We start from the raw sequence: 18,874 nt of genomic DNA on the forward strand, positions 1-18,874 counted from the left end.
TCCTTCATGAAAGTCAAAAACCTGAGCCGTCGCCATGTGTTGCGCGGCATCCTCAATGGCGGTGTGGTCGCGGTTGCGCTGCCCGTGCTCGATTGCCTGCTCGATGACAACGGCAAGGCCTGGGCCTCAACCGGCGAAGCGCTGCCGGTCCGCTTCGGTACATGGTTCTGGGGGCTTGGCGCGACCAACCGCATCTTCGTTCCGGAGAAGGTGGGTGCCGGCTACGAGATCCCGTCGCAGCTCGCGCCAGTCGGGCGTGTGCAGCAGCACGTCAATCTGATTACCAATCTCAACGCCTTCCGCGATGGTGAACCCAATCTGTGTCACTACTCGGGCTGGATCATCGGCCGCACCGGGAAGGCGCCGAAGAGTTCCGCAGAGCAACCGGGCGAGACCCTGGATATCACGGTCGCCAACCAGATCGGGCGCACCACACGTTTTCGCACACTGACGGCCTCGGCCACCGGCGACTTCCGCAACACAGTCAGTTACGAAAACGCCAATTCGCCGAACCCGCCGGAAATTTCGCCGCTGGAGTTCTACACGCGACTGTTCGGTGCGGACTTTCAGGATCCGAATGCGCCGACTTTTACGCCGAACCCGCGGATCATGGTTCGGCGTAGCGTGCTCTCCGGGGTGCTCGACGAGATCAAGAGCATGCAGAAGACCGTCGGCGCGGCGGATCGTCAGCGCCTCGACGAGTATTTCACTGGCTTGCGGCATCTTGAGAAACAGTTCGATCAGCAGCTCACCAAGCCGGAGCCGATTGCGGCCTGCCACGCGCCGCCGGTGATCACACAGGACCCGAAGATGGGGGTCGAGGTCGAGCAGGTTGAAAAGCGGCACCGCATGCTGACGGATCTGATGGTGATGGCGGTCGCCTGTGACCAGACGCGCGTGTTCAACATGGCGTATTCGAATGCGCAGGCCAACACGGTCAAGGAAGGCTACGAGAAGCCCCACCACACGACCACGCATGAAGAGCCGATCGACGGTGCGCTTCATTATCAGCCGCAGTGCGCTTACTTCTCGTCGCGTGCGATTGAAGAGTGGGCGTACTTCGTCGAGGCCTTCAGCAAGATTCGCGAGGGTTCCGGTTCCTTGCTCGACAACATGCTGATCTACGCCAACACCGACCACGGCGAAGCACGCATCCATTCGCTCAACAACATGGTGGCATTCACCGCCGGCCGGGCTGGTGGCCGTGTCAAGACCGGGCTGCATGTCGACGCCGGAGCCACAGGTGTCACGCGGGTCGGGTTCACGGCGATGCGGGCGATGGGCGTCGACCTTCCGAATTGGGGCGTCAAAAGCAACATGACCGACAAGGCGTTCAGCGAGATCCTGGTGTGATGTCCGGTTCACTCTTCACGCGTCTGCTGGCGCTGGGTCTCTCCGTGGCGCCGTTGCTGGCGCACGCAGATGGTAAGTCGCCATGGCCGCAGACCCCGTCGAAGGACAAGGAGCGGTTCGAGCCGGTGCCGATGCCGCCGGGCTTCCAGATCGTTGTCACCGAGCAGGAAGGGCCGGTGTTTGCAGACGCGCGCGGGCACACGCTGTACACCTGGCCGGTACGGCAGTTGCGTAACGGCCCGGTTGGCGAGCGCAAGGGAGCGCCGAGTTGCGACGGGACGAAGTACACCGAGAACGCCGGCCTGATGAGCCCGTACCCAGGCGGATTTGAGCTGCCGGAAGTGGCGACGCGGCCGAGCTGTATCGATATCTGGCCCGTGGTGACCGCTGCTGCAGACGCCGAGCCGGTCGGCAAGTTTACGGTCGTCAAGCGTGCCGACGGACTCAGCCAGTGGGCATACGATGGTTATGCGCTCTACACCTCGGTACTCGACGATCAGCCGGGCGAGGTCAACGGCGCACATTCGCTGGCGGCCGGCGAAGTTGGCGTGCGCAAGCCCGCTGAAGCCCCGTCGATGGTGCCGCCTCAGTTCAAGGTTGATACCAATCTTGTCGGTCGTATCCTGCTGACAGAGGATAAGTACGCGGTCTACGCAAGCTCGCAGGACACGGCAGGACAGTCGAATTGCAAGGGCGCGTGCCTCGATCAATGGGCGCCGATCGAAGCGCCAGCTTACGCCAAGGCGCGCGGCGAATTCGGCATCCTCGAGCGCTCGCCGGGCATCCGGCAGTGGACGTTCCGCAAGCAACCGCTGTACACACACATCGGCGAGCCGATGATGAAGATGTATGGCAGCGATGTACCGGGCTGGTACAACGTCTACGAGCAATTTACGCCGAAGCCGCCGGCTGACTTCACCGTGCAGAACAGCCCGTCCGGGTTGGTACTGGCTGACAGGGCTGGCAAGACCGTCTATATGTACAACTGTGCGGACGACGCGCTTGATCAGCTCGCCTGCGACAACCCTGATTCGCCACAGATCTATCGCTTCACCGTCTGCGGTGGCGGCGATCCGAAACGCTGCCTCGAGCGCTTCCCTTATGTCGCAGTCTCGCAGGGCGTTACCAGCGATAACCTGTTGTGGACCGCAATGTGGATCGACCCGATGAGCGGCAAGCGCGCCCAGCCACATGCGCCCGGAGCGCTTTACGTGTGGGCTTACCGCAAGCGTCCGGTCTACACGCACTACCGTGATCAAGGCCCCGGTGACGAACGCGCCGACCAGTGGGGCGAGTTCTACGGCTATCGCAATGGCTACAAGGCCTTCTGGCTGCGTTCCGATTTTGGACGAGGTGGATGATGAGCAACATGAACGAACGCTCCTCGCGGTTCGCGATCAAGGCTAGCGTGCGCGGACTGGCCGCAGTGGCGCTGCTGCCGCTACTGCTCGACGGCACCGTCATCGCTGCCGCGCCGCCCGCGCCTGCTGCTGCGGCGCCTGAAGTCGCATCCTCGGACGACAAGGACTGGGCGCCGCCCGGCGGGCGCATCGGTTATGTCCTCTGGGACGAAGTCTCATGGGGGTTGCGCGAGACCCCTGACAAGCAGGAATGCCCACACGGCTTCAACATCGGCCCGCGCGAGCAGTTCTCGGAAGAGTTTCCCAAAGACGGAAAGAAGCGCACGCTGGCGGAAACGCAACTCAAGCGAGAAGCCGCGATCTGGGACCCGGATACGACGCCGGACGAATTTCCCTTTTATGAGGCAACCGGTAAATACGCGATTGGCGTGAACCTCGATGGCAAAGACACACCCGAGGATTTCGAGAGTGATGACGGACGCAAGGGCATCGACAACCAACTGTTCCGCGTTGTCGGCTGCATCCGGAATTACCGCAAGGAGGGCGAACTCGGCATCATCACCACGAAGTGGCGTGCGCAGAAGCCGTTCAATCGTGTCACGTTCGAGCTTTCCGGTGTCGACAGCCTGAAGAACGATCCGGACGTGACCGTCTCGTACTACCGAACCCTCGACACGCTGCTGGCAGGGCCGACCGGCAACTATTTGCCGGGTGGGTCGCAGCGTATCGACGAGCGTTGGGGCAAGCGCTTCATCATCAGTGCCAAGGGGCACATCGTCGACGGCGTCCTGGAAACCGAACCGTTCAAGGAGATTCAGGTGCCTGAAGATGGCATGGGTGATCCGGCCATCAACATCTTCAGAAGCGCGCAGCTGCGACTCAAGTTGACGCCGAAGTCGGCAGAAGGCGTTCTTGCCGGCTTCATCGACGTCGAGCAGTGGTATTACGCCATGAATACGTCATGGGCGACGCACCATGCGGCTTATGGGCAGGCATCGGCGGCGTCGATCTACAAGGCCCTGCGCCGCCTTGCCGATGGGTATCCCGATCCGGAGACCGGGCAGAACACCGCAATCTCCGGGGCGATGGATATGCGATTGACGCAGGTTTACGTCATTCATCAAGAGGAAGATTCTGCGGCGGCCGCCCAGTGAGCAACGCTTCTTTTGACGTTTCGACGCAAGCCGGGCGGTGAGCGGTTGCATGCACTGCTCAAGCAGTGCATGCAACCGCGGGTAGTGACGTGAAGTCGACTGTGAAGCCCACGCAGTGGCATGCACCACTGACGCCGCGCGAAATGCAGGTGCTCTATCTGACGTCCTCGGGGCGCACCTTGCGTGATGTCGCACTCGTGCTGCGAATTTCCGAGCAGACCGCCCAACGTCATCGTCTGGCGCTCTACAGAAAGCTTTGCGTGCGCAACATGGCAGAGCTGCTGCGCAAGGTATTTCTCGAGGGCTGTCTGAACTGGCGCATCGAAGCCGCCGACAGGGTGCATGCCATGCCTCATGTTGGCGCGCCATGCAGCCCGCAGGGCGCTCGGCGTGTAACGACAGCGAGGGCGCCCATGGGCGGCGACACGATTTCGACCTAGGGCTCGTGAGCGTTGCCTGACCGCCCGCTATCAGTCGACGACCCGCGGGACATTGTGTTCAAGCGGCGGCGCCAGCAGCTTGTACAGTGCCGGCGTCACCAAGCGGCCGAGTAATGTCGAGCTGATCAGGCCGCCGATGACGACGATCGCCAGCGGTGAATACAGGGGCGAGTTCTGCAGCGCCAGCGGCAGCATGCCGCCGATCGCCGTGATCGACGTCAGCAGGATCGGCAAGAAACGAATCTCGCCGGCTTCGGCGATGGCGTCGTCGAGCGGCTTGCCTTGCAGGCGTAGCTGGTTGGTGAAGTCGACGAGCAGGATCGAGTTCTTGATCTCGATGCCGATCAGCGCGATGAAGCCGACCATCGCCGTGAAACTCAAGGTGTAGCCGCACACGAACAGCATGACGATGCCGCCGGTGACGCCGAGCGGGATGACGCCGCCGACGATCAGCGTGCTCTTGAAGCTGCCGAATTCGAGCACCAGCACAGCCATGATGCCGGCCACGGCGACGATGATGGCGGTGCCGAAGCCGGCGAAGCTGTCCTGGCGGCCCTCGAGTTCGCCGCCGGCTTCGTAGCGGTAGCCGCGCGGCAGGTCCATCCTGGCCAGGCCGTCGAGCAGTTGATGCGTCAGAGCCTCGGTGTTGTAGCCGGCATCCGTGTACGCGGAGATCGAAACCGCACGTTCGCGATTGCGTCGATAGATGCGCGGCGAGGTTTCAGTCAGTTTCAGCGTGGCGAGTTCTGCCAGCGGCACCTGCGCGCCGCTGGCGCTTGGCACGTGCAGTCCTTCAAGCGTCGTCAACGTCGGTCGCTGCTGCATGGCGGCGCGCAGCACGATCGGATATTTGTCTCCATCGGGTTCGTGGAAATCACCGGCCGACAAGCCGGCAACCGCGAGACGCACCGTGCGGTCGAGATCGAGTTCCGAGACGCCGAGCAGCCCCGCCTTGGCGGTGTCGACGTCGAGTTGCAGGTCGACGCGCGAGCGACGCAGTGGATTACTGATGTCGCGCACACCGGGCGTGTTGCGCATCAGTGTTTCGATTTTCGCGGCTAATTCGCGTAGCACGTCGAGGTCGGGGCCGATGATGCGCAACGCGATCGGCGCCTCGATCGGCGGACCGTTCTCGAATTGCTTGATGATGATTTCGGCGCCAGGCACGTCGTCGAGTTTGCGTCGCAGACGTTCGATCAGAGCCGGCGTTTTCTGTGGATCGTAGGCGCGCAGCTGCACATAAATTTCCGCGTAGTTGCTCGCGTACTCGTGCGGGAACACGTTGTAGTAGACGCGCGGATTGCCGTGTCCGAGATTCGACAGCGTGTGCGTGACGTCCGGCTCGGTGCGAACGATGTCTTCGACGTCGTCGAGAATTTTGCCGGTATGCGACAGGCTGGTGCCGTTCGGCGTCGTGATGTCGATCATGAATTGTGGCGTGTCGGCGTTCGGGAACAGCGACAGCCCCATCGCCGGAATCAGCAGGAAGCTCAGCGCGAACGCCAGGCCCGACAGCCCGACGGCGAGACGCGGCCGCGCCAGTGCACGATGCAGCCATGGGGCATAGACGCGGTGGATCAGGCGCAGCAGCGCACGTAACAGGAAATTGCCCTCGTCGCTGCCATCGCGTGGCAGGACGCGCGAGGCCAGGAACGGGATGACCGTCAGTGACACCAACAAAGATGCGGCGACGGTGCAGACCACGGCCAGCGGCATCGAGCGTATGAATTTGCCCGCATTGCCGGGTAACGACAGCAGCGGCACGAACGCAAACAGCAGCGTCGCCGTACAGCCGAGCACGGCCAGCGAGATCTGCCGGGTGGCACGCATCGCCGCTTCGTCCGGCGTATGCCCCATGCGCAGGAAACGCGCGATGTTCTCGGTGACGACGATGGAGTCGTCGACCAGCAGGCCTAGGGCGATGACGAAGCCGGCGATCGACAGCTGGTTCAGCGAAAACCCGGCGAAGTAAAGGGCTGCGAGCCCTGTCAGCAGCGACAACGGCAGCGACACCATGACGATGCCGGCGGCGCGCAGCCCCAGCGGCAGCAAGGTGATGATGACGAGCACGATGGCGATGATGAAGTCGTGGCCGAGCCGATCGAGGCGCGACGCGACGTTTTTCGACTGATCGAAGCCGAGCTGCAATGTGATGGCGGCGGGCAGGGTCTTGTGGAAGTCGGACACGACCGCGTCGATGTTGGCCTTGGTATCGAAGATGTTGCGGCCTGTTTTCTGATTGGCCGTGACGTAGACCGCACGCTGGCCATCGAAGCGCGCGACGTAGTCGTAGTCGCCGCTGTCCCAGCGCACCTGTGCGATGTCGCGGACGTGGATGACGCCGTCGCCGCTGCCGGCGACCACGGTGTCGCGAATCTGCTGCAGGTTGCGGTAGGCACCGCTGGTCTTGATATTGAAGCGTCGCGTGCCGGCGTCGACGGCGCCGCCCGGCACGTTGGTGTTGTCGGCCTGCAAGATGCCGAGCACCTGCGTCGGCGTCACATGCAGTGCCGCCATGCGCTCGAGGTCCAGCTCGACGCGCAGTTCGCGATCCGGGTAAGCCCAGGTTTCGGACTTGTCGACGCCCGGCACCCGTTCGAGCGCATCCTGCAGATCGTCGGCGGCGTCCTCGAGCTGGCGGTAGGTCGCAGTCTTCGAGATCAACGCGTACTGCACGATGTTGACGTCACCGGGATTGATCTTGTTGATCTCGATGCTGGCGACGCCGTCCGGCAGCTTGCGCGATTGCGCGTCGACTTCGCGGGTCAGTTCGTCGTATTTCTTGTCGGCGTCGGTATAGGCCTCGAATTCGACACGGATGATGCCGAGGCTGTCGTCGGCGGTCGACGTGATTTCCTTGACCTCGTCGAGCGTGTGGACAGCATCCTCGAACGGCTCGACGATTTGTCGTTCAATCTCCTGCGGATCGGCGCCGGGGTAGACGACGACGATCGAGAACGCCGAGATCGGAAAGTGCGGATCCTCCGTGCGCGAGATTTTCATCCACGCCGAGATGCCGAGCGCGGCCAGCAGCAGCACCGCGACCAGCATGAACGGCACGTTGCGAACCGCGAATTCGGAGATGCGCATGGCCGGCGCTAGGGAACGAGGCGGACCGCGTCGCCGTCATCGAGGTAGGCGGCGCCGTCGGTGACGACACGCGTGCCGTCGGGCAGCGCGTCGATCAGGGCCGCGTCGTCACCGCTGACGAAGGCGACGCCGACGCTGTGTTCCTGCGCCGTGCGGCCATCGGTGGTGAACAGCATCATCGCGTGCTGATCGCCCTCGACCAGCGCGCCGAGCGGTACATAGCTGCGTGTGTTGCCGTCGCCGCGCACGGCGATTGTTGCGGTGCCGACCAGGCCGCTGGGTGGGTTGTCCAGGCCATCGGCGCCGTCGAGCGCGAGTTCGACGGCGAAGGTGCCGTTGCGCGGATCGGCGCCGTGGCCGATCTGCTGCACGTGTGCGGCGAAGCTGCGCTGCGGGTAGGCGTCGAAGCGGATGCGTGCGGTGTCGCCTTCCTGGACGCGAACCACATCGCGATCGGCCAGGCCGAGTTTGAGCACGTGGCCCGAATGCGATTGGCTCAGCACCAGGATCGGCTGGCCGGCGGCGACCGTCGTGCGTGGCTCGACGAGGCGCTGCAACACCGTGCCGGGGCCGGGCGCGACGATTTGGGCGTGGGCCTGATTGAAGCGCGCTGCGTCGAGTTGAGCGCGCGCCACGGCTTCGGCGGTGCCCAGGTCATCGAGCTGTTCGCGGGTGATGACATCGTCGGCGAACAGCGTGCGCCCACGCGTGAGGTCGCGTGCTGCCTTGTCATGTGATGCCTGTGCCTGCGTGACGGCGGCATCGACTTCGGTCGTGTCGATCTCGGCGAGCACTTGCCCGGCGTCGACACGGTCGCCCGGTCGTACGGCGATGCTGCGCACGATGCCGCCGGTTTTGAACGCGAGTTGCGCTTCGTCGCGGGTGGCAAGCACGCCGCTGGCGACGATCGGCGCCTCGGCCGGGCCCTGCCGCACCGCGGCGACATGGACCGGGCGCGCGCTAGCGGCGGGCGGCGGCGCTTCATGGCGGCAGGCGGCCAGCGCGACGGCGAGAACCAGCGGCAGGGTGCGGGTGAAGGTCATTTCACGGAGCCGTCAGCGTGGCGGGAAGGGCATAGCTTGCGTTCGCGAGCTCGAGTTCGGCAGCGCGGTCGAGCGCGTCGCAGCGATTGATGGCGAGCTGCAGTCGGGCTTCGCGCAACGTGCGTTCGGCATCGAGGAATTCGATCTGCGACAACGCCGCTGCGTCGCGTTTGCGCTCGGCGATGCGGAAGCCTTCCTCGGCAGCCTCCAGTCGCGCGCGACCGGTGTCGATCGCACGTCTTGCGGTATCCAGATCCTCGCGCGCGGCGCGGCGCGCAAGCACCAGTCGTCGCTGCAGATCTTCACGCTGCGACAGCAGGCCGGCACTTTGCGCGCGCGCGCTGCGGCGCTGTGCGCGTCGCGTGCCGGCATCCCAGAGTTGCCAGCGCAGCACCAGTGACACGGTGTCGAATTGCGCGTCGTCATTGAAGTGATATTCCTCCCCCTGGATGCCGTAATCGGCGGCAATGCCCAGCGTCGGCAGGCTGGCGCCACGCGCCGCGCGCTCGCTGGCCTGCGAGGCCAGCAGGTTGTCGTCGAGGGCGCGCAGCTCCGGTCGCGTACGGATGTCGTCATCGTCGCGGCTCGGCGGCAGTGGCAACTCGGCCGGCGTTGGCAATTCCAGCGGTGCGTCGTCGGGCTGTGCGCGTAGCATGTTGAGCAGGCGCTTGGACTGCGCGGCGCGGGCGCGCGCCGCGTCGAGCTGCTGCACGGTGTCGAGGCGCTCGGCCTCGGCGCGCAGCACGCGGTCGCGCGTGGCCTTACCGGCATCGACCAGCGCTTGCGAAACACGCACGTTCTCGACGAGCACGGCGAGGCTGGCTTCGAGGATGCCGACGGCGGCCTGGGCTTCGACGGCACCGTAGTAGGCGCGTTTGAGTTCGCGCACCAGGGACCGCGCATAGGCTTCGCGATCGGCGCGGCTGGCGCCGGCCAGCGCACGCTTGGCATCGACGTTGGCCCACAGCGATACGTCGATCAGCGGGGCATTCAGCGTCAGCTTGGTTTCCTGTTCGTGCGAGCGCAGGAATTTGATGCGCTGATCGGAAATGTTCGGGAATTGCGGCGGCTCGCCGCGTTCTTCGAGATATTGATTCAGCGTGTCGTAGACCGGATTGAGCAGCTGCCCCGTGGGAATGTCGATGGTGCGACCGCCATCGGCGTGTGTGTAGCGGGCGTTGAGGCTCAGTTGTGGCCATTGCTGCGCCCGCGCCGCGAGCAGGTCGGCGTCGCTGGCCTGAACGTCGGCGTTGCGCGCGTCCAGTGCGGGATTCGCGGCCAGTGCCTGGTTGAGATACGCCTGCAGTCGCGTGTCGTCACGTGCCTGTGTCAGTGGTACCACGCGGACCGTTGGGGCGTCGGCCGCCGGCGCTTCCTCGGCATGTGCGATCGGGGCCAGCAGCAAGAGCCCGAGTCCCAGGGCGGCTCTCATGTCGGGCGGTCCGACTGATCGGTGTCGGGCGCGAGGCCGCGCATCGCCAGTTCGATCGCGTGATCGAGCAGCGCGCCGGTCGCAATGCCGGCCTCCTCGAGGAACGGTCCCTTGGTCTGCGCCACCTGAATCGCGCCGTGGGTATAACTCCACAGCGTGATGGCGACCAGCAGCGGGTCGTCGAGCTGGCGGATCGAGCCGTCGCGCATGCCGTGTTGCAGGGCGCCGACGGTCAGCTCATGAATGTTGTAGCCGACGTCGAGGACCGCGCGTTCGCTGGAGCCGAGGGCAAGCGTCTCCGGGCGGTGGGCCTCGAAGCGCGACAACGCGGCGAAATACAGCGGCTGTTCGTTGGCAAAGCGCATGTAGGCTCGGCCGATCGCGATGATCTTGTCATAGCCTCGGTCCGCGGCGGCAGCGGCGGTGGCGTGACGCTCGCGAAAGCTCAGCAGGGCGCGCACACAGACGGCGAGCTGCAGTTCGGACTTGTTGCCGAAGTAGAGGTAGACGAGCGCCCGCGACACGCGTGCCTGACGCGCGACGTCCTCCATCTTGCAGTGTTCAAAGCCGTGCGCGGCAAACACCACCTCGGCGGCATCGATGATCGCTTCGCGACGCTGCTCTTTTTCCTCGTCGCGACGCTGGCGGCTGAGATTCGCCACAACGTCTCCCCCTGTGCGATGGGGTGACTTTACTGACGCGGTGTCAGCGAATCAACAGCTGTTTAAATTTAGTCGGCAAAACCACCCAAGGCGGCGTCGAGGCTTCAGCCCCAATCGGGGCGGGCCAGGCGCTCGGCGATCAAGCGCGCGACCTCACCGTTGTAAGGCAGGCCGAAGTGTGTGCCGCGCACCTCAAGGTTTTCGGTGTTCGGCGCCGGCTCTTCGAGGCAGGCCTGCCAGGCGACGATGCCGTCACTGCGTGTGTGTACGGCCGTACACGGCACCAGCGGTGCTTCGATCCGGCGCTTGAACCCTTCGACGTCGGTCTTCTGGGCCTTGCCGCGATTGGTGAGGCGGAACGCCAGCACCATGTTGTTGGCGTCCGGGTGGCCGTTGATCGGGCTGCCGAGCGTGATGACGCGACGCACGGTTTGCGGCTGATGCCGCGCCATCTCGCGAGCGAAGACGCCGCCAAGGCTCCAGCCGACCAGTGTGATCGGGCCGTGCGCTGCCGCCATCTCGGACAAGCGTGCTGCGAGGGCGGCCTTGACCGGCCCGCGCATGCCCATGTTGCGGCCCTGGCCCCAGCCCTGGGCGTGAAAGCCGAGGTCGTTCAGCAGGCTGAGCAGCGGCGCGATGGTGGCATCGCTGGTGCTGAAGCCGGGGATGATCATGACCGGCTGCCCATCGCCGCGCGGCAGCTCGCGGAGCAGGCGCCGGCGCTGCAGGGTGAAGCGCGCGCGTTCGACGGCGGCGCGGCCTTCCAGCAGCAGCAGACGGGGCGAAGGGGCTCGAAGCTCTGGATCGTAGGCCATGGTGCGAGATCAGGGAGTGGAGGTGTGGCGGCTACCGCATGTCATGTTAATAGAACGTTAAAAAAGATTAGTCTACTAACGACTTGACGCGCTGATGCCAGCGACAGAGACGCTCATGTACCGCCCACCCGCGATGATCGACATGCCGCCCAGTGGTCCTGCCGCCGGCGGCTCGCGCGTGTTCGCGTTGCGTCTGGGCGAGGGGCGCGCGTGGCTGAAGCTGCCTGGGCGGCCGAAGTGGCGTTTCTGGCATGACCTGCAGCGCCTGCTGGTGATGCTGATCCCGGCGCCGATGCTGCGCCCCACGGCCAGCCGTAGCGGTGGTGAGCTTCAGCATGAAGGCGAACGCATTCGGCGATTCCGGGCGCTGGCGCTGCCGGCGCCGGAGGTGCTGGCCTGTGGCGACGCCTATCTGCTGACCGCCGATGCCGGGCCAACGCTGTCGCGCTTTCTGGCGGCGTGTGACGACCGCACCGCGCAACGGCTTGCCGTGATCCGGGCTGCGGAAGCGCTCGGGCGCATCCACGCGGCGGGCGAGTATCACGGCCGCCCGTTCTTCAAGGACATTGCCTACAACGGCGCGCGTGTGACCTTCCTCGACTTCGAGGAGGATCCGTTGCGGGTGATGTCGCTGGCCGATGCGCAGGCGCGCGACCTGTGTCTGTTCCTGCTGTCGCTGGCGAAATGGCGTCTTTGCAGCGGCGCACTGCGTGGCTGGTTCGTCGAGGCTTTGCGCGCGTACCTGCGCTGTCGGCCGCCACCGGCGATGGTCGCCGCGCTGCGCCGCAATCTGCCGGTCCTGTCTCGGGTCCTGGCGCCGTTGCGGCCGCTGCCGCGGCGCTGGATCGGCCGCGACCTGACGGCGGCGTTGAGCATTCCCGCGATGCTGCTGCCACTGCTCGATTCGCCGGCACTGACGGCGCTGCTCTAGAAAACAGACAGGCACAAAAAACGGCGGACCGGGGGAGGTCCGCCGTCGGGGGCTGCGCCGCCAGGGATCGGGGGAAGGGCGGCGCAATTTCGGAAGGGGGGTTCCGAAGACCGAGACGATAGGCCTTTCCCGAATCGGCTTCCAGCGAAATGATTTGACGCCCGCTTTCAGTTTTCCTGAATTTCGTCAGTTCCTCTACGCAATCGCAGTGACTTACGCGACAATGAAGAAATGTTAATCGGATTTCATCGCATCGACGTTCCGCTGATTCTGGCGCCGATGGCCGGCGTTACGGATCGGCCGTTCCGCCAGCTGTGCCGACGGCTCGGTGCCGGGCTGGCGGTCAGCGAGATGACGACGTCCGATGCCAGTCTCTGGCATACCGAGAAGTCGCGACTGCGCATGGATCACGAGGGCGAGGATGCGCCGATTTCGGTGCAGATTGCCGGCTACGATCCACAGCAGATGGCCGATGCCGCACGTCATAACGTGGCGTTGGGCGCGCAGATCATCGACATCAACATGGGGTGCCCGGCGAAGAAGGTCTGCCGTGTCGACGCCGGGTCGGCGCTATTGCGTGATGAGGTGCTGGTGGCGCGCATTTGCGCGGCAGTGGTCGCCGCCGCTGCGGAACGCAAGATCCCGGTAACGCTGAAGATTCGCACCGGCTACGCGCGCGCGCAGCGCAATGGCGTGGCCATCGCGAAGATCGCCGAGGATGCTGGAATCCGGGCGCTCGCGGTGCATGGCCGCACGCGCGAAGAGCACTACGGTGGGCGCGCGGAGTACGAGACGATCGCGGCGATCAAGCAGGCCGTGCGCATTCCGGTGATTGCCAATGGCGATATCGACGGCCCGGAAAAGGCACGCGACGTGCTGCGGCAAACCGGGGCCGACGCGCTGATGATTGGTCGTGCGGCACAAGGTCGGCCGTGGATTTTTCGCGAGATCGCGCACTTCCTCGACACCGGCGAGCATCTGGCGGCGCCGTCACGTTTCGAGATCCGCCACTGGCTGCTTGAGCATCTTGATGCGCTTTACGCCTTCTATGGCGAAGGCCGCGGGGTGCGCGTCGCGCGTAAGCACATTCAGTGGTACTGCCAGGCGCAGGCCGGTTCCGACGAATTCTGGCGCCGCATCAACGGCGTCACCGACGTGCGTCAGCAGCGCGATGCGGTCGAGCGCTTCTTCGACGAGCCGATGCGCGACGCGGCGGCCTGAGGGCGGGTTCTCAGTAAGCGCGCCTCGATCAGCGCGCCGACTTCCGGGTCATTGAGCAAGTGCATGTGATGCCGGCGAAACAGGGTTGCCGTGTCGGCGTCCGCCAGTTTGCGAGCTTGCGCACTCGGCAGCCTGACCAGGCCGTCGCCGACAGCGTGTCCGATCAGGTCGTTGGCATCGCGACCCATGCTGCTGCCGATGAAGTGGTAGCGCACGCCGGGTAGCTGTGCCAGGCGTTGCGGGGCATGAACGCCGCGCCGCCAATCGGCGCTCGAGGTCGCGCCATGACGCAGATCGCGAATGCCGACTGAGCGCGCCTCGAAGATTCCCGCCCATGGCCGCGACAGGTCGAAGGTCTGCAGGACTTCGGTCAATGCCTGCACGCCTTTTTCGAGCGGCGCACCGAGATGCGGTGAGCCGAGGCAGAACAACGCGTGCACCTTGCGGGTCCAGGCGTCGCTGCGGCGCAGGCCGGCAGCGGCGGCGGCGCGCAGGATCAGGCCGCCCATGCTATGTCCGATCAGTACGATCTCTTCGACCGGCACCGGCCAGTGCTGATCGAGGGTCTTCATCAGCCGCGCCAAGCGTTCGGCATTCTGTGAAATGTGCGCGCCGGTGTTGTAGCGAAGGTAAAGCGGCGTGTAGCCGATCGCCTGCAGACGCTCACCGTAGCCACGGGTCTCAGGGCGCGAGGGGTCGCGATAGAGCTGCCAGCTGCTTTCGTTGCAGCACAGCCCGTGCACGAACAGCGCCAGTCGCGGTTGCGCGTCCGGATAGGCGCGTCGCAGCGAGTCCGCGTCACGGCCAATGCAGAGTCCGTTGCGATAAAGACCGAAGCGCGGTGCGAGCGGGTTGCGTCGGCCGGCGAGGTGATCGCCGATCAGGCCGGCCAATGCGCTGGTGGCGGTGTCGAGGTGCGGCGCCGCGGCGGGCGGCGCCGTGCCGTCCCTGCGGGCCAGCAGGCGTGCGATGCCGGTCGCCACGCCGAAGCCGATCGCGCCACCGTCACGTACACCGCGATAGACCGCATCGGTGATGCCGTCATGCAACACGCGGATCGGCGCCACGGCGTGACCCAGTGCCGGGGTGGCCTGCAGCGGTGCAAACGGCCGTGCTGCGATCGCACGGTGAAATGCGTGAATGTGTTCCGTCGTCCGATCGAAAACGTCGGCGGCAAGCTCGATGGCGCCGGGAAGGCGCGGTGTCGGCTGGTGGTGTATGGCCGGCAAGGAGGGCATGACGATCAATGGCAGATAGTGAACACTTGTGCACTATCTGCCATCGCGCCGGCAATCGGCAGTGGCGGCGGCGCCAGTGGCGCATGGCGCCACGGCGGGCGATGCGGTTAGCCGCGCATCAGATTTTCTTGTGCGACGCTGGCGACCAGCCGGCCGGCGCGGTCGTAGAACAGCCCACGCGACAGGCCGCGGGCGTCTTGCGCCGTCGGCGAATCCATCACGTAGAGCAGCCAGTCGTCGGCTCGCAGCTCGCGGTGGAACCACAGCGAGTGGTCGATGCTGGCGATGCTGACGCCGTCACTGAGCCAGCTGATCGCATGCGGGCGTAATGCGGTCGACAGCAGGTGGAAGTCCGATGCGTAGGCGAGCACGCAGCGGTGCAGCAACGGGTCGTCGGGCAACTGGCCCGACGCACGAAACCAGAACGATTGGCGCGGCTCGAGGGCGGTCGGCTTGAGCGGGTTGCGGGGCTCGATCGGGCGGAATTCGATGGCGGTTTCGCGCAGCAGCGCGCGATGTGCGCGCTCGCTGGTCTCGGGCATCTCATTGAGCCATTGATCGGTGCAGGCGCTCAGCGGTTTCAGCGCGTCGGGCGGGGGCACTGCGGGCATCGGCAACTGGTGCTCGAAGCCGGACGTCGGGCGCTGGAACGATGCCATCATCGACAGAATCGGTTGGCCACTCTGGATGGCCTGGACGCGGCGGGCGCTGAAGCTGCGGCCGTCGCGAATGCGGTCGACTTCGTAGACAATCGGCTTGGCCATGTCACCGGGACGCAGGAAATAGGCGTGCAGCGAATGCGGTGCGCCATCGTCAACGGTTCGAGTGGCGGCCACGAGTGCCTGGCTGATGACTTGACCGCCGAAGACGCTTTTGCCGCCGAGATCGCGCGATTCGCCGCGGAACAGGTTGTCTTCGAGGGTTTCGAGATCGAGCAGGTTCAGCAGGTCCTTGAGAATGCGGTTCATCGTTTGAGCAGGGTCGGCAGCGCCGTGAAATTTCGATGAAGTGTCGCACAGGCTGTGGCGCGTGCTGCATTGCGCCGTCGATCTCCTCGCCGATGCCGGGGCTGCCGGACGGCAAGCCGGCCGGCTTGCCGTGCCCCCATTTGACGCCGACGTTGGCCTGCGCGCTGTTCGGTGACCCGCGGCGGCCGCAGGTCTGCGCGAGTCTGCGGCCTGGCCCGGAGATGTGCGGCGACAGCCGCGAATACGCGCTGCGCCACCTCGACGAGCTGGAGCGGCTGACCGGGTCGCGGTGACGGCGGGCGCTACAGCTGACCGCGCAGACTGTCGAGCGACTGTGCGCCGACGACCTTGCCGCCGCGAAGCTGCCGGGTCTTCCAGCCCACGCGCACACCGACCTCCGGGCGTGTGTCGGAGCTCAAGCTCAGCTCCAGCTGGTCGCCGTGCTGCAGGGTATGGGGTTGCAGCAGCGGCAGGTAAATCTGCTGCCAGTGGGTCGGCGCGTCGTATGGCGATGTTGAAATCGACACGCCTTCGATCAACTCGGCTTCCCACCAAAGGGCAAAGCCATCGACGCGTGCGCCGGGCAGCGCTTCAGCGGTCCAGGTTGTCGTGCTGCGGCGATGGCTGTCGGGCACGCGACGTCCGGGCCGAACGTCGAGGTCATCCCAGCATTGTGCGAGCTGGGGGGCGGCGCCGACGTCGTCGGGGACGATGTCGCGCACATACATATTATTGAGTGAGATCGTTCGAGCCGGCGTCAGATCGAGCTCGTAGCCGACATCGGGCCAGATATCGATTTCGCTTTGCAGGCGCGACCGCAGAACCGGGGCGACGTATTGGCGCAGGCGGCCGGGGATGATGTGGCCGTCAGCTTTCAGAAAGCGCCGCGCGTCGATTGCCGTTTCGAGGAAGTTCTCTTCGAGCGCGTAATTGCCGAGCGTTTCGGTCACGACCAGATCGACGTTGAGTTTGCGCCGCCACTCGATCGAATGTGCCCGCACAAACGACAGGCCGTCGATGCGGTTGCGCCGCGCCAGTTCCTCGGCGAGCTCCAGCGCATCGCTGTATTCGATCATCGTCACGTCGGCGGCGCCCAGTTTTCGCGCAAGAAACGAGAGAAAGCCAGTCCCTCCGCCGATATCGAGGACCTTGGTGCGTCCCGGGGTGATGCGCTGTTGCAATGCGCGATGAAAGGCTGCGTTGCGTGCGTGATCACCAAGCAGCTTGCGGTGCAGTTCGATTTCGCTCATGCGTGAGGGTTCGGCGTATCCGGGTCTGAGGCGCATTATCGTGCGCCGATCCGACAGCCGGTAGCGCGGCGCTTGCCGGATCATTCGAGTTACCCGTTACAATCCGGCACGCGCCGACATAGCTCAGTTGGTAGAGCTACTGATTTGTAATCAGTGGGTCGCGGGTTCGATTCCTGCTGTCGGCACCAAGCTTGTGCTGTGTCCTGCCCCGATGATGCGCGACACCTGAACGTTGCCTGTTGCTGGCAACGTGTCACATGCGTGTCATCGGCGTGGAGATGATGAGTCGTTGTCTTTCCGAGCGGTCTTTGTTGCGCTGTTTGTTAAACGTTGGCCGACTGACGCCCCGTTTAGTCAAAAATGGGGGTTTTCTGCCATTTTGTATGGGGGGCGCGTCGGTATACTCGGCACCCTGCCTCAGTGCATTGGCATGATGTTGGCATCAGTCCTACGTCGAAAATTCGTGGAGTAAACCCTTGGCAATGGAATTCGGTCAGAAGCCCAATCAAAGCCGCCGCTTTTTCGGCATCGGCGCCGTGATCGTGTTTCATGTGGTCCTGATCTGGGCACTGGTCAACGGACTGGCGCGCAAGGCGATTGAGCTGCTGCCGCCGCCGATCGAGACCAAGATCATCAAGGAAGTGAAGCCGCCGGACGAGCCGCCGCCACCGCCACCACCGCCGAAGCTCGACACGCCGCCGCCGCCGTTCGTGCCGCCGCCGGAAATCAATATCGCGACCCCGCCGCCGACCAACACGATCACCGTGCAGGACAAGGCGCCGACCCCGCCGCCGCCGAAGCCGGCCCCGCCGAAGGCGCCGCCGTCGTTCCCGCTGAAGGTGACCGGCAAGGGCTGCCGTGCGCCGGAATACCCGCCGATCTCGCAGCGTCTGGGCGAAGAAGGCTCGGTGGTCTTGCAGCTCAAGGTCGGCGTCGATGGCAAGGTCACCGACAGCCGCATTCAGACCTCGTCGGGCTACAACCGCCTCGATGAAGCGGCCCGCAAGGCCTTGAGCCTGTGCCAGTTCCAGCCGGCCATCGTCGATGGCCAGAAGGTGCCGGCCTGGGGCGCGTTGAAGTACACGTTCCGCGCCGAATAGCGCCGAAGAATGAAAGCTGTGTTTGTTCAGGAAGTATCAGAAGCCCGGCACCCGATTGGCCGGAAGCCGTAACGCCCACTTGTTGCCCAAGACTTCGCAACCTATCTGGAGATGTCCGATGTCGTTCATGGATTCTTGCAAGGCGCTCGCCGCCGCTAGCCTTCTGGTGATTACGGCGGCGCTGCCGGCGTACGCGCAGGACACCGAAACCCCGCCGGCCGACCCGGCAACGACCGCCCCGGCCGATCCGGCTGCGGCACCGGCCGATGACAGCGCGGCTGCGCCGGCTCCGGCTGACGACATGTCGGCCCCGGCTGAAGACGCCGGCACGGCGCCGGACGGCAACAAGATGGCGGAAGTCGACAACCCGTACGGCCTGTCGGCACTGTGGGCGCAGGGCGACTTCGTCGCACGCGGCGTACTGATCATCATGCTGATCATGTCGGCGTCGACCTGGTACATCATGATCATGAAGCTGATCGAACAGCAGAAGGTCTACGGCCAGGCCAAGGACGCGAACGCCAAGTTCTGGACGTCGAAGAGCGCCGCTGAAGGTGTCAGCGTGCTGAAGACCGGCACGCCGTTCTGGTACATCGCCGACACCGGCGTCAAGGCCGAAGCGCATCACGAAGGCACGATGGTCGAGCAGATCGACAAGAACAGCTGGATCACGATGTCGGTGAACCGCTCGGTCGAAGAAATCCAGAGCAAGCTGCAGGGCGGCCTGGCGGTGCTGGCGACGGTGGGTTCGACGGCGCCGTTCGTCGGTCTGTTCGGCACGGTCTGGGGCATCTACCACGCCCTCACCGCGATCGG

Annotated in this window: 17 protein-coding genes and 1 tRNA gene; 10 read left to right on the forward strand and 8 right to left on the reverse strand. The window is 64.9% G+C overall.

The genetic code is table 11. The annotated features are described in order from the left end of the window. Positions 1 to 6: 6 nt before the first annotated feature. From G7Y82_RS08320 to G7Y82_RS08335, 4 genes are all read left to right on the forward strand, one after another. Positions 7 to 1,353: a DUF1552 domain-containing protein gene (locus tag G7Y82_RS08320; RefSeq protein WP_168147547.1), complete on the forward strand. Its 1,347-nt coding sequence runs from the start codon at positions 7 to 9 to the stop codon at positions 1,351 to 1,353. Next, on the forward strand, positions 1,353 to 2,714 hold the full coding sequence (locus G7Y82_RS08325) for a COG4315 family predicted lipoprotein (RefSeq protein ID WP_168147548.1): 1,362 nt from the start codon (positions 1,353 to 1,355) through the stop codon (positions 2,712 to 2,714). The genes G7Y82_RS08320 and G7Y82_RS08325 overlap by 1 nt, the downstream gene beginning before the upstream one ends. Continuing rightward, the gene (locus G7Y82_RS08330; protein WP_168147549.1) at positions 2,714 to 3,868 is read left to right on the forward strand and encodes a hypothetical protein; all 1,155 of its coding nucleotides are present in this window, start codon (positions 2,714 to 2,716) and stop codon (positions 3,866 to 3,868) included. The genes G7Y82_RS08325 and G7Y82_RS08330 overlap by 1 nt, the downstream gene beginning before the upstream one ends. A gap of 89 nt (positions 3,869 to 3,957) precedes the next feature. Beyond that, a complete protein-coding gene (locus tag G7Y82_RS08335) occupies positions 3,958 to 4,308 on the forward strand; it encodes a helix-turn-helix domain-containing protein (protein WP_168147550.1) in 351 nt (116 codons plus the stop codon). 30 nt (positions 4,309 to 4,338) lie between these two features. Here G7Y82_RS08335 and G7Y82_RS08340 read toward each other — a convergent pair whose 3' ends face one another. From G7Y82_RS08340 to G7Y82_RS08360, 5 genes are all read right to left on the reverse strand, one after another. After that, positions 4,339 to 7,398: an efflux RND transporter permease subunit gene (locus G7Y82_RS08340; protein ID WP_168147551.1), complete on the reverse strand. Its 3,060-nt coding sequence runs from the start codon at positions 7,396 to 7,398 to the stop codon at positions 4,339 to 4,341. An 8-nt stretch (positions 7,399 to 7,406) separates the two neighbouring features. After that, positions 7,407 to 8,441: an efflux RND transporter periplasmic adaptor subunit gene (locus tag G7Y82_RS08345; RefSeq protein ID WP_168147552.1), complete on the reverse strand. Its 1,035-nt coding sequence runs from the start codon at positions 8,439 to 8,441 to the stop codon at positions 7,407 to 7,409. 1 nt (position 8,442) lies between these two features. After that, a complete protein-coding gene (locus tag G7Y82_RS08350; RefSeq protein ID WP_168147553.1) occupies positions 8,443 to 9,873 on the reverse strand; it encodes a TolC family protein in 1,431 nt (476 codons plus the stop codon). After that, the gene (locus tag G7Y82_RS08355; protein WP_168147554.1) at positions 9,870 to 10,535 is read right to left on the reverse strand and encodes a TetR/AcrR family transcriptional regulator; all 666 of its coding nucleotides are present in this window, start codon (positions 10,533 to 10,535) and stop codon (positions 9,870 to 9,872) included. The genes G7Y82_RS08350 and G7Y82_RS08355 overlap by 4 nt, the downstream gene beginning before the upstream one ends. A 104-nt stretch (positions 10,536 to 10,639) precedes the next feature. Continuing rightward, positions 10,640 to 11,350, reverse strand: a complete 711-nt coding sequence (locus G7Y82_RS08360) for an esterase/lipase family protein (protein WP_168147555.1) — start codon at positions 11,348 to 11,350, stop codon at positions 10,640 to 10,642. 115 nt (positions 11,351 to 11,465) lie between these two features. Here G7Y82_RS08360 and G7Y82_RS08365 point away from each other — a divergent pair, with 115 nt between their 5' ends. Together G7Y82_RS08365 and dusB are read left to right on the forward strand one after the other, a co-directional pair. After that, positions 11,466 to 12,281 carry a BUD32 family EKC/KEOPS complex subunit gene (locus G7Y82_RS08365; RefSeq protein ID WP_168147556.1) on the forward strand — a complete coding sequence of 272 codons (816 nt, stop codon included), beginning with the start codon at positions 11,466 to 11,468 and terminating at the stop codon, positions 12,279 to 12,281. Between the two features lie 231 nt (positions 12,282 to 12,512). Then, a complete protein-coding gene (dusB, locus tag G7Y82_RS08370) occupies positions 12,513 to 13,502 on the forward strand; it encodes a tRNA dihydrouridine synthase DusB (RefSeq protein WP_168147557.1) in 990 nt (329 codons plus the stop codon). On the opposite strand, the gene G7Y82_RS08375 is transcribed toward dusB, so the two are convergent. After that, entirely contained in the window at positions 13,442 to 14,740 is a 1,299-nt protein-coding gene (locus G7Y82_RS08375; protein WP_168147558.1) for an esterase/lipase family protein, read from the reverse strand. The genes dusB and G7Y82_RS08375 overlap by 61 nt on opposite strands. 107 nt (positions 14,741 to 14,847) lie before the next feature. Then, positions 14,848 to 15,708, reverse strand: coding sequence for an acyl-CoA thioesterase II (gene tesB, locus G7Y82_RS08380; protein ID WP_168147559.1), 861 nt, complete (start codon positions 15,706 to 15,708; stop codon positions 14,848 to 14,850). A 35-nt stretch (positions 15,709 to 15,743) separates the two neighbouring features. Here tesB and G7Y82_RS08385 point away from each other — a divergent pair, with 35 nt between their 5' ends. Then, positions 15,744 to 16,001: a YkgJ family cysteine cluster protein gene (locus G7Y82_RS08385; RefSeq protein WP_168147560.1), complete on the forward strand. Its 258-nt coding sequence runs from the start codon at positions 15,744 to 15,746 to the stop codon at positions 15,999 to 16,001. A 9-nt stretch (positions 16,002 to 16,010) separates the two neighbouring features. Here the strand turns inward: G7Y82_RS08385 and G7Y82_RS08390 are convergent, their stop codons facing one another. Next, positions 16,011 to 16,958, reverse strand: coding sequence for a methyltransferase domain-containing protein (locus tag G7Y82_RS08390; protein WP_168147561.1), 948 nt, complete (start codon positions 16,956 to 16,958; stop codon positions 16,011 to 16,013). A 112-nt stretch (positions 16,959 to 17,070) separates the two neighbouring features. Between G7Y82_RS08390 and G7Y82_RS08395 the strand changes: the two genes are divergently transcribed. The 3 genes from G7Y82_RS08395 to G7Y82_RS08405 all read left to right on the forward strand — a co-directional run. Beyond that, a tRNA-Thr gene (locus tag G7Y82_RS08395) sits at positions 17,071 to 17,146 on the forward strand. A gap of 294 nt (positions 17,147 to 17,440) precedes the next feature. After that, on the forward strand, positions 17,441 to 18,058 hold the full coding sequence (locus G7Y82_RS21695) for an energy transducer TonB (protein WP_168147608.1): 618 nt from the start codon (positions 17,441 to 17,443) through the stop codon (positions 18,056 to 18,058). Between the two features lie 118 nt (positions 18,059 to 18,176). Continuing rightward, the coding region (locus G7Y82_RS08405) for a MotA/TolQ/ExbB proton channel family protein (RefSeq protein WP_366515639.1) at positions 18,177 to 18,874 on the forward strand (698 nt) is incomplete at its 3' end.

The sequence above is a fragment of the Solimonas marina genome (genome assembly GCF_012241385.1).
In the GTDB taxonomy this organism is placed as follows: Bacteria; Pseudomonadota; Gammaproteobacteria; order Nevskiales; family Nevskiaceae; genus Solimonas; species Solimonas marina.